Below are 10965 nucleotides of genomic sequence, written 5' to 3'. Positions count from 1 at the left end.
AGGAAAAGCCTTACAGAACGGAGATTTAGGAGCGTAAAAGGAGGAGAAACCAGAGTTCGGCGGTATTTTTGGCTCAATAAGCACTAATAGCTCAAAGAGCTATGGCTCAAAGTTAAAGTAATTTATTAAGAGTAAGATTTTTTTGGTATTACGAAGATGCATCTGCCAATCATTTGGCAGGGAGGGATTCTTGCGTTACTACCGGGTTTCTGTCCGAGATTCGGACAGAAGGAAAAAAGGTGGAGAGTCGATCTATAAGCCGGGTTCTGTCTTGAACAGTCATTCGTCTACGATGGCCATCACTGGACATCTTTAGCAACCTACCCGGTCCCAGCGCGGGCCACGCCTTGGGACCCTATTTGGTCTTGCTCCAAGTGGGGTTTACCTAGCCACGAACTGTTGCCAGACGTGCGGTGCGCTCTTACCGCACCTTTTCACCCTTACCGGCACCGAAGTGCTTAGGCGGTTATTTTCTGTGGCACTTTCCGTAGGCTCACGCCTCCCAGGCATTACCTGGCACTTCGCCCTATGGAGCCCGGACTTTCCTCCCCCCCCTAATTTTCATAGAAGGCAGCGACTGTCCAATCGACTCTCCGCCGCGAAGGTTAACGGCACGACGGGCTTAGGACAAGTATTAAAAGTGCAGCAATGCCATCACGTCCAGACGGAATACCGGCCTAACCCCGGAACTATTCGGCTTTCTGTTTATCCAGTGCGGCCTGATACAACACATTCTTGCGCACGCCGGTAATTTCCGCCGCCAGCGCGGCCGCTCGCTTAAGGGGCATCTCCTTGAGCAGCAGATCCAGGACACGCATGGCTTCGCCACCGACTGCGTCTTCATGTTCCGGCGCCGTCCAACCCGCCACCAGCACCACGCACTCGCCACGCTGTTGATTGCTGTCACCCTCGACAAACGCGCGCAGCGCTTCCAGCGGCAACCCCTTGAGTGTCTCGAAGGTCTTGGTCAGCTCACGGGCCAGCAGCGCCAGGCGTTCGCCACCGAACACCAGCTCCATGTCCTGCAGGCATTCGAGGATACGATGCGGGGCTTCATAGAAGATCAGCGTGCGCGGCTCTTCTTTAAGCGCCTGAAGACGTGCGCGACGCCCCACCGCCTTGGCAGGCAGGAAACCCTCGAAGATAAAACGATCCGATGGCAACCCCGCGGCGGATAACGCCGCAATCAACGCGCATGCGCCCGGAACAGGCACTACATTGATACCGGCGGCACGCGCCTGGCGCACCAGGTGGTAACCGGGGTCGGAAATCAGCGGGGTGCCAGCATCGGAGATCAGCGCCACATCGTCACCGGCCAGCAGGCGGGTGATAAAACGGCTGCCTTCTTCGCGCTCGTTATGCTCGTGGCAGGCGGCTAATGGCGTGCTGATTCCAAAATGCTGCATCAAACGCTGTGAGTGCCGAGTGTCTTCCGCCGCGATCAATTTAACGTCGCGCAACACTTTAAGCGCCCGGGCACTGATGTCGTCCAGGTTGCCAATGGGCGTCGCCACGACAAAAAGCGAGCCTGCAGTGGAATTCAAAGGACCTGGAGCAGTCAAAACGCACACCTCGATGGTTGGCAAAAGCCACATTGTAGCGCGTAGGCGCCCTGGAAATATGCCATCGAGATGGATGCCGTTTCAGCCGTCGGTCGGGCGCACCCACCCAAACGCAACATTTGCACCATCTAAATTGACGGTTTCACGCCAGTAACATCGCGCCTGGGCCAGTGCTTGGGTACAATTCCACGCTAATTTGATCGGTATCAGGAACATTTACATGATCCCTTGTCTGCGGCTGCTCTCCGCCCTCTGCCTCGCTGCCTTGCTGGGCGCCTGTGCCAGCTCGCCCTCGTCCAGCCTTGGCGACCTGCCACGGACCCCGGACGCCAGTATCGAACAACTGCTCGAACAGGCGACCACCGCCAACACGCCCGAAAAAGCTGCGCTGCTGCGCCTGAGTGCGGCGGACATGGCCTACCACCAGAACAACGCAGGCCGCTCGTCGCAGATTCTTGCGCAGGTGCCACTGGATGCTCTCAAGCCCGCCGCGCAGATATTCGCCAGCACCCTGGCCGCCGAACTGGCCATGGCGCGCAACCAGCCCAAGGCCGCGCTGACGGCGTTGAACCACCCCAGCCTGCAAAACCTGAAGGAGCTGCCGGCCGAACAGCAGGTTCGCACCGGCACCGTACATGCGCGTGCTTATGAAGCCGACGGCCAGACCCTGGCCGCCGCTCGTGAGCGTGTGGCCATGGCGCCACTGCTGACAGGCGACGCCGCGAAGAGCAACCATGAAGCCATCTGGGCGTTGATTGCCGCGCTGCCGGCCGAACAACTGCAAGCCAGCGGCAACCCGACGCTCGACGGCTGGATCACCTTGGCCCAGGCGGTCAAGGGCGCCGGCACGCTGGAGCAACAGCAAGCCGCCATTGACACGTGGCGCGCGCAAAACCCAGGCCACCCGGCGGCCGTGCAACTGCCGACGCCGCTGACCAAACTCAAGGAGCTGGCGAGCCAGCCGCTGAACAAGATCGCCCTGCTGCTGCCGCAGGAAGGCCCACTGGCCGCCGTTGCCAAAGCGCTACGCGAAGGCTTCATGGCCGCGCACTACCAGGCTGAACAAGCCGGGCAGAAGCCGCCGGTCATCGAGTTTTATGACAGCTCGCGCCTGACGTCCCTCGACGATTTCTACGCCAAGGCCAAGGCCGCCGGCGTGCAACTGGTCGTCGGCCCGCTGGAAAAACCGCTGGTCAAACAGCTCAGCGCGCGCCCGCAATTGCCGATTACCACCCTGGCATTGAACTACAGCGAGACCGATCAAAACCCGGCGCAACTGTTCCAGTTCGGCCTGGCGGCTGAAGACGAAGCTCGCGAAGTCTCGCGCCGCGCCCGTGCCGACGGCCTGCACCGCGCCGCCGCGATGGTGCCCCGTGGCGAATGGGGTGAGCGTGTCTACAAGGCCTTCCGTCAGGATTGGGAAGCCAACGGCGGCACCGTTGTCGGCGTCGAGTACGTCGACCAACCGGTCGCCCTCGCCCAGCAAATTGCCGATCTGTTCCAACTGCGTAAAAGCGAAGGCCGTGCCAAGAGCCTGCAAAGCGCCGTCGGCACCGACGTCGCCGCACAGCCTTCGCGTCGCCAGGACATCGAGTTCATCTTCATGGCCGTCCCCCCGCAACTGGCCCAGCAGATCAAGCCGACCCTGAACTTCCAGTACGCCGGTGACGTGCCGGTGTATGCGACATCCCACGTGTTCAGCGCCAGCGGCGACAAAAACCAGTACCTGGACATGACCAACGTCATGTTCTGCGAGACCCCTTGGCTGCTCAACACCACCGACCCGCTGCGCAACCAGGTTGCCGCACAATGGCCACAAGCCAATGGCAGCCTTGGCCGCCTGTACGCGATGGGCGTCGATGCATACCGCCTGGCGCCACGCGTGGGCCAACTCAAGGCATTGCCAGACACACGCATTGACGGCCTCTCCGGCAGCCTGGGCATCAGCGCCAACCAGCGCGTTGACCGCCAGATGCCCTGGGCGAAGTTCGTCGGAGGCGAAGTCCAGCGTCTGCCCGATACCCCACGCTGATGCCCGAGAGGTCCAGCGCACAAAGCGGCAAGGATGCCGAACTCCAAGCACTTGAGTACCTTCGACAACAGGGTCTGCGCCTTCTGGCGCAGAACTGGTTGTGTAACCGCGGCGAGCTTGATCTGGTCATGCTTGACGGCGATACAGTAGTATTCGTCGAAGTCCGCTACAGAAAACACGCACAATGGGGTGGCGCGCTCGCCAGTATCGATGGGCGCAAGCGTCAGAAGCTGATACTCGCCGCGCAGTTTTTCCTGCTCAAGGAGCATCGCTGGGCTGATTCCCCCTGCCGTTTCGATGTGGTTGCCATTGAAAGCACACCGTCTGGCAAAGCTGATTTGAACTGGCTCAAAGATGCCTTCGACAGCTGATTCGCCGGACATCTTCACCACACACTTTTGCTCTTTGCTTTGCGGGCTGCACATTCCTGTGCCAAATAGCCGCGCTACTTAAGGTCACACAGATGGACATGCAATCCCGAATTCGCCAGCTTTTCCAGGCCAGCATCGACACCAAGCAACAGGCGATGGACGTACTTGCACCGCACATCGAGCAAGCCAGTCAGGTCATGGTCAACGCCTTGCTCAACGAGGGCAAAATGCTTTCGTGCGGCAACGGCGGCTCGGCCGGCGATGCCCAGCATTTCTCGTCCGAGTTGCTCAACCGCTTCGAGCGCGAGCGTCCTAGCCTGCCGGCCATTGCCTTGACCACCGACTCGTCGACGATCACCTCGATCGCCAACGACTACAGCTACAACGAAATCTTCTCCAAGCAGATCCGCGCCCTGGGCCAACCGGGCGACGTGCTGCTGGCGATTTCCACCAGCGGCAACTCGGCGAATATTATTCAGGCGATCCAGGCCGCACATGATCGCGAAATGGTTGTCGTAGCATTGACCGGTCGCGACGGCGGCGGCATGGCCTCACTGCTGCTGCCCGAGGACGTGGAGATTCGCGTCCCGGCCAATGTCACCGCACGTATTCAGGAAGTCCACCTGCTGACGATCCACTGCCTGTGCGATCTGATCGACAGCCAACTGTTCGGGAGTGAAGAATGACCGTTAAACGCCTCAGCCTATTGGCGATCGCGCTGTGCCTCGGCATCAGCGGCTGCAGCACGGCAATCACCGCGACACGTGACACCCCTATCCAGGACGACAAGGGCACCCGCACCTTCGGCAGCAAGATTGACGACTCGCTGATCGAAACCAAGGTCGAGGTCAACGTCGCCAAGGCCGCTACGGACCTGGGCAATGGCGCGTCGCGCATCGTCGTGACCAGCTTCAACGGCGTGGTGCTGCTCGCCGGCCAAACGCCGCGTGCCGACCTCAAGGCCCAGGCCGAACAAGCCGCCTCGGCCGTGCAGCGAGTCAAGAAGGTCCACAACGAATTGCAGGTCATGGACCCGATCACCCTGCTGGCCATCAGCAACGACGCGCTGCTGACCACCAAGATCAAGGCGCAGATGCTGACCGATAACGCAATTCCCGGTTCGCGCATCAAAGTCGTCACCGACAACGGCATCGTTTACCTGATGGGCCTGCTGACCCAGGCGGAAGCGACCCGTGCGGCGAACCTGGTACAGGGTGTATCCGGCGTGCAGCGGATCGTGAAGGTGTTCGAGTACATCGATTGATGTAACCGACAGCCATAAAAAAGGGCGCCCTGCATTCACTGCAGGGCGCCCTTTTTATTAGCGGGTGATTACTGGTATTGCGAGTACGGGTTGCCCTGGAACTGGTTGTTCTGCTGTGGCGCCTGTTGCTGGGCAGCAGGCTGGCCGTACTGCTGGCCTGGGATTGGGCCCAGGTTCACTTCTACACGCCGGTTCTGAGCGCGACCGTTGACGTCGGCATTGCTGGCAATCGGATTATCCGGACCGGCACCGCGAGCGCTCAGGTTGGCGGCGCTGACGCCTTGGGATGTCAGGTAATTCGCCACACTCTGCGCACGGCGTTGGGACAGGTCCATGTTCAGTTGGCGGCTGCCAGTGCTATCGGTGTAACCCACGATCTGGATGGTGTTCTGGCTGAACTGCTTGAGCGAGTTGGCCAGGTTGTTCAGCGGCATGTAGAAACTGCTGGAGATCGCGTCCGAGTTGGTGGCAAAGGTGATGTTACCCGGCATGATCAGTTTGATCTGATCGCCCTGGCGCTGAACCTCAACACCGGTATTGGCCATGCTTTCGCGCAGTTTCTTTTCCTGCTGGTCGGCGTAGTAGCCATAACCCGCTGCGCCTGCCCCCGCGACGACCGCACCGATCAGCGCGCCCTTGCCACGGTTGTTATGGTCGATGGCCGCACCGGCCAACGCACCGGCCAGGGCACCGAGGCCGCCGTACTTGGCGGTCTTGCTCATGCCACCGGATTCATTACTCGCCTGTCCCTGACTGCTACCGTCATACGGATTAGGTGAAGCACAGCCAGATAACAAGGCTACGGCAGTAGCGACAACTAGCAGACGACGCGGAGTGAACATGGAGGAGCTCCTACTTTTGCACTCTGTGGTGCAGAGGACATGGACAATGGATCTTTGCCGAGATTTGAACGCGACAAACGGTAAAAATTCCGTGGACACATCCCGACCTGTAACAAAAGATTCAGGACTACCGTCGCGGCACAAACCGTAGCAGACGCACGCTGAACACATGCTGAGTTTTTTGCTACAGGGCTTGAGCGCTTGCGCTGCAGTCATGCGCGCACAAAGGGGTTCTCACGCATCTCATCACCCAGTCGCGTATCCGGCCCGTGACCGGTCACCACCGTCGCAGCCTCATCCAACGTATACAACCGCTGCTTGATCGACCGCACGATCGCCGCCTGGTCCCCGCCCCACAAATCCGTGCGGCCCACGCCCCGGCGAAACAGCGTATCCCCGGCAATCAGCAGTTTGGCGTCGGCAAACCAGAAACTCATCGACCCCGGCGTGTGCCCCGGCGTATGCAATGCTACGCCGCAACCGCAGGCCAGCTCTTCATCGTCGGCCAGCCAACGGTCCGGGGACGGCACCGGCGTATATGGCACGCCAAACATCTGACACTGCATCTCCAGGTTGTCCCAGAGAAACTGGTCGGCCTTGTGCAGGTGCAGGGTTGCACCGGTCTTCTCCTTCAACTGGCCGGAAGCCAGGAAGTGATCCAGGTGGGCGTGGGTGTGAATGATGCTCACCACCTTGAGACCCAGCGCATCGAGCCGCGCCAGGATCAGTTCGTGATTGCCGCCGGGGTCGACTACGATGGCTTTTTTACTGATGGGGTCGCCGATGATGGTGCAGTTGCACTGCAAAGGGCCAACGGGGAAGGTTTCGCGAATAAGCAAGGGCTTTGCGGCTTCCATGGGTGTTCCTGTAAAGTTAATGGCACATTTTTGGCACAGTGCGAAAAGCGATGGCGACGTTTAGGAAGAAAGGCCCCCACCAATGGCACGCCCAGATCAGACGTAAAGGGTGGCCCCAACAGACACGCACATTCAATACCCAGCTCGAAGCAAAAACCTGGGCGACCATGATAGAGAGGGAAATGGATGCCGGCGTATTCGTCAGCCGCAGCGAAGCCGAAGCGACCCCCTTCGCCAGCGCCCTGGAGCTGTACGCCAAGGAGGTGACCAGCAAAAAACGCAGCAGCGCCTCAGAACTGTCACGTATCCAGGCCATGCAACGTCACCCACTGGCTCTTCGCTCGCTTGCCAGCATTCGAGGCTCCGATATGGCGAGTTACCGTGATAGACGCCTCGAAGAGGGGCTGGCCCCCGCCACGGTCCGCCGAGAACTCGCCTTGATCTCTCACGTATTCACCATCGCCCGCAAAGAGTGGCGCATGGAGTCTCTGACCAATCCAGTCGAACTCATCCGCCAACCAAGCGTTGACGACTCACGCGAGCGACGGATTCTCAGTGCCGATGTATGCACGCAAAAAGGTGGGAAACTGCTTTACGAGCACGTGGACGAGCTGGAAATGATTTGCCGCTACTCTCGCTCGACCGAGCTACCCAAAATCATGACTTTCGCTGTAGAAACAGCGATGCGACGCAGTGAAATAACTGGTTTACAAAGCGCTAACGTCAATCTAGACAAGCGAGTTGCTCTGCTGCCGATGACCAAAAACGGCTCTTCCCGTGGCGTTCCTCTTTCCAGCAAGGCAGTAGACATATTGAGTAACCTTGCTGAGCGAGAGGATGGTCGCTGTTTTCGGAGCAGGCCCGACTCAATCACCAAAGCATTCGCGAATGCTATCGCCGATGCACGCAACGCCTACACGGAAGGTCTGTCCCTCCACCTCAAACACAAGAAACTCTCACAGGACAAGATCGATAAGTGCATCCAGGCCGATCCGTTCCTGATGGATTTGCGCTTCCACGATCTACGCCATGAGGCAACCTCGCGTCTAGCGGAAATCTTCCCCCTGCACGAACTGACCAAGATCACTGGCCATCAGGATACGCGCATGCTCATGCGTTATTACCATCCTAAAACAGAGGATTTAGCCAAGAAGCTCACCTAGCACTCAACCCGCTGATTATGACTTCGCGTGCCATGCGGTGAGCCTACCGAAATAGCACATAGGTTAGCGAAGGTATAGCAAGCCGAATGCAACGTAATCAAAGGCGTTGAGCGTAGTTTCGCAAAAGTAGGAATACCTGAGCGCCGCACCTTGGGCGTATCTTTCTTGCCCATCACACACCCTGAATCTTGCGGATAAAAATGATTGATGGCGAGTGTCTCTCCATAAAATTAACGGGGTTATTTCGAGTCCCCAACTCTCATGAACTGATATCGAGACCATCAGGTCAATCAAAAGAGGATTCGGTACAGCCCCCTTGTGTTGGGCGTGCGTGGCCGGCTAACCCCTTAGCTGTGCTAGAAACCCCCTCGAATCTCAAGGCAGTCTGCCATCACGGTCTCAGATCACCTATGCCACTGCTGCTTCAAAAAAAGCAGCTGACTTTCGGAAATGAGGCTGGTAGGATAGCGAGCATGAATTTTGCGCTCTAATGGGGATTGAATAGTGGCTAGCAGCGTATCTGTGTACAAAAACTCACCAAAAAGGGAGTATGTGCTCACTGATAAAAAGCGAGACGACTATCGTCAAACTTCTCAAGACTCCCGCTTGGCAAAGTCCTCCGCCAAGTTGGGCCTGCTGACGTCGCTGCATAAAGTGAATGTTCCCAGACTTGACGCATGTGCACTTATGCCTCAACTGGAGGACAATAATCTTAGCTGCCTGAGTTTGTTTTCTGGTGGCGGAGGCTTGGATTTAGGCTTCGATCGTGCAGGATATCGTCACGTTGCGTCCTATGAACTAATCCCAATCTGCAAAGAAACTCTTACCGGCAATAGACCAAATTGGACTGTTTTCGGCGGTCCAGACTCCGGTGATGTAACGAAGGTCGAGTGGGATTCGTACAAGAGTGGTGTTGATATTGTTCATGGAGGTCCGCCATGTCAGCCATTTTCGATCGCAGGCGAGCAAAAAGGCATCGACGATGAGCGCAATATGTGGGGGGAGTTTATTCGTGCTGTTAATACGATAAAACCCAAGGCTTTTGTCGCGGAAAATGTTCTTGGTATTCTAAATCCAAAGTTTGAGCAATTTGTAAGAATTTATATTCTAGATAAATTAAAAGACTACAAGATAGTAAAGTTTGAAATGAACTCCTCTGATTACGGCGTTCCGCAGATTCGACGTCGAGTCTTTTTTGTTGGGTTCAGGAGCGCCAAGGATTTCAACAGGTTTGAAATCCCTCAGCCGACTCATCAGTGGCGTCCAAAGGATGGATTTTCTGAGCAGGAAACGATTCCATTGTTTGAAGGCGTTCTACAACGAACGATGGGGGTTAGAGAGGCTTTAGGTTTAAGTGATACCAAGTTTGATAACTTGGCTCCAACCATTCGAAGTGGATTTACAGGTAAAAGAAACACTACGTCAGTTCTCAATAGCTCAGCGGGGCAAAAAACTTGGGGTGATATGGAGGTGTGGCCAAACGGGGTCCAGCAGGACAGGCTGGCAGCGTCGAGTTTCCCGGCAAAAAATCAACACTTTAGATTGTCTGTCCAGGATGTCGCTCTACTTCAGGGATTCCCGCAGAGCTGGAAATTTTCTGGCGCGGTTTATCAAGTGTTGGGGCAAATAGGAAATTCTGTTGCCCCTCCAGTTGCTTATCAAGTTGCTAAAAATGTCGCATTAGCGCTGAAAGATTAAAATCAACCTTTTTCAAGAAGATAAGTGGTTACTAATGCACGTAGCTGACGGGCATGATTATCTTCGATCTTAATCCATCCCTCGAAGTACGAAAGAGGGATGTGAGGATTATTCAGGGTGCTGCCTCGCGCCATAAGATAAGTTGCTCGGTCTTTCATGATTTCGAGCATTCTTTCCTTACTGTAGCCTCCGCGGACATCCATTAGTTCTCGGTATCTGGAGCTGGAATACTGCTTTTTCTGAAGTGATTTTGCGTCGTCTAGTGTATAGACATCCTTGTCACCTAGTATTTCCGTCACGTCTTGCATGTCTAGCTTTGAAGAGGAAATTGCTGTTAACTTTATATCTGGCGCAATATAGTTCTCTTTGCTTTTAATCCATGGCTCCATTGCGCAAGGTGAGCCATACATATAGAAGTTGTGTCCTTTGTGGAAAAACCCGATTAGCCAATGCTTGCCTACCCATTTTTCTATGTGGTCAAGTCCGAAGTCTCTAACGGTGGTTACTGAGCCTTTAGAGGTGGTTTTAAGCTCGAACGGTATGGAAGTTCCATTAAGATCAAGGAATGCGTCTATTCCTGACCGGTTTTCAAGTTCGTCTTTGCGCAGTTCAAATAGCTTACACATGGCCAGTTCGCGATCATCATCCTGAAACCCTTTCATAACTTGTAGTCCCTACTTCATTTGTAAACGATGTTTGTTTTGCTCTATTTAAAAGTGTCGATTCATATAGAGCCCCATGTTTCTTGTGTGCTTTAAAATAGAATGCACTTCAAGTTTTTACTGAAAAATTCGAATGGTGACAAATTTTTTCAAGGAATGGAAGGGGATTAGCTGTAGAGCTTTCATAGGCTTCGAGATACTTTTGGATGACACTTTTTGGCGACGGTAGTCAAATCTATCGATCAGGCACGCAGTGTGTTGGCCTTTACCGCCTGCGTGGGCATGTGAAATGACGGGCTTCGGCTGCTCAAGCCCTGCAGACCTAACTCCTGGTCTCGGTGTTAGTGACCCCGGAAGGGGTGACTGCTTCGTTGGGCTCCCAACCGATCTGAACGCTAGTGGCCTGAGCGGTTAATCCATTAATTTATTTTTTATCACACTCAGCTTCGCTTTATGTACCGAGCTAATGATGGCCTCAGCCGTTTTATTCCACTTGAACGGCTTGGCTGAATGC

10 protein-coding genes and 1 other RNA gene are annotated in these 10965 nt (G+C 55.8%); 6 read left to right on the top strand and 5 right to left on the bottom strand.

Annotated elements, in window-relative coordinates:
• Positions 1-239: 239 nt before the first annotated feature.
• Both rnpB and rsmI read right to left on the bottom strand, forming a co-directional pair.
• An RNA gene (gene rnpB / locus ACP7CJ_RS00055) (RNase P RNA component class A) lies at positions 240-593 on the bottom strand.
• Positions 594-689: 96 nt separating this feature from the next.
• A complete protein-coding gene (rsmI, locus tag ACP7CJ_RS00050) occupies positions 690-1595 on the bottom strand; it encodes a 16S rRNA (cytidine(1402)-2'-O)-methyltransferase (RefSeq protein ID WP_426099718.1) in 906 nt (301 codons plus the stop codon).
• Positions 1596-1782: 187 nt separating this feature from the next.
• On the opposite strand from rsmI, the gene ACP7CJ_RS00045 reads away from it, so the two are divergent.
• From ACP7CJ_RS00045 to ACP7CJ_RS00030, 4 genes are all read left to right on the top strand, one after another.
• The gene (locus ACP7CJ_RS00045; RefSeq protein WP_276196563.1) at positions 1783-3594 is read left to right on the top strand and encodes a penicillin-binding protein activator; all 1812 of its coding nucleotides are present in this window, start codon (positions 1783-1785) and stop codon (positions 3592-3594) included.
• Positions 3594-3965 carry a YraN family protein gene (locus ACP7CJ_RS00040; RefSeq protein ID WP_247406349.1) on the top strand — a complete coding sequence of 124 codons (372 nt, stop codon included), beginning with the start codon at positions 3594-3596 and terminating at the stop codon, positions 3963-3965. Before ACP7CJ_RS00045 ends, ACP7CJ_RS00040 begins: the two co-directional genes overlap by 1 nt.
• 92 nt (positions 3966-4057) lie before the next feature.
• Positions 4058-4651: a phosphoheptose isomerase gene (locus ACP7CJ_RS00035; RefSeq protein ID WP_247406346.1), complete on the top strand. Its 594-nt coding sequence runs from the start codon at positions 4058-4060 to the stop codon at positions 4649-4651.
• Complete coding sequence (locus ACP7CJ_RS00030; RefSeq protein ID WP_247406343.1) at positions 4648-5229, top strand: BON domain-containing protein; 582 nt, start codon at positions 4648-4650, stop codon at positions 5227-5229. The genes ACP7CJ_RS00035 and ACP7CJ_RS00030 overlap by 4 nt, the downstream gene beginning before the upstream one ends.
• Before the next feature lie 68 nt (positions 5230-5297).
• Here the strand turns inward: ACP7CJ_RS00030 and ACP7CJ_RS00025 are convergent, their stop codons facing one another.
• Both ACP7CJ_RS00025 and ACP7CJ_RS00020 read right to left on the bottom strand, forming a co-directional pair.
• A complete protein-coding gene (locus ACP7CJ_RS00025) occupies positions 5298-6071 on the bottom strand; it encodes an OmpA family protein (RefSeq protein WP_276196562.1) in 774 nt (257 codons plus the stop codon).
• A 212-nt stretch (positions 6072-6283) separates the two neighbouring features.
• Complete coding sequence (locus ACP7CJ_RS00020) at positions 6284-6928, bottom strand: MBL fold metallo-hydrolase (protein WP_426099719.1); 645 nt, start codon at positions 6926-6928, stop codon at positions 6284-6286.
• Positions 6929-7110: 182 nt separating this feature from the next.
• On the opposite strand from ACP7CJ_RS00020, the gene ACP7CJ_RS00015 reads away from it, so the two are divergent.
• Both ACP7CJ_RS00015 and ACP7CJ_RS00010 read left to right on the top strand, forming a co-directional pair.
• Positions 7111-8091: a tyrosine-type recombinase/integrase gene (locus ACP7CJ_RS00015; protein ID WP_426099720.1), complete on the top strand. Its 981-nt coding sequence runs from the start codon at positions 7111-7113 to the stop codon at positions 8089-8091.
• A 504-nt stretch (positions 8092-8595) separates the two neighbouring features.
• Positions 8596-9789, top strand: coding sequence for a DNA cytosine methyltransferase (locus ACP7CJ_RS00010; RefSeq protein ID WP_426099721.1), 1194 nt, complete (start codon positions 8596-8598; stop codon positions 9787-9789).
• A gap of 2 nt (positions 9790-9791) precedes the next feature.
• Here ACP7CJ_RS00010 and ACP7CJ_RS00005 read toward each other — a convergent pair whose 3' ends face one another.
• Entirely contained in the window at positions 9792-10451 is a 660-nt protein-coding gene (locus ACP7CJ_RS00005) for a hypothetical protein (protein ID WP_426099722.1), read from the bottom strand.
• Between the last annotated feature and the right edge of the window lie 514 nt (positions 10452-10965).

Origin of the sequence: Pseudomonas sp. PSPC3-2 (assembly GCF_049897085.1) — a bacterium.
GTDB lineage: Bacteria > Pseudomonadota > Gammaproteobacteria > Pseudomonadales > Pseudomonadaceae > Aquipseudomonas > Aquipseudomonas paraveronii.
Note: the sequence above shows the minus strand (reverse complement) of the source record. Positions and strands in the feature narration are given on the sequence as shown.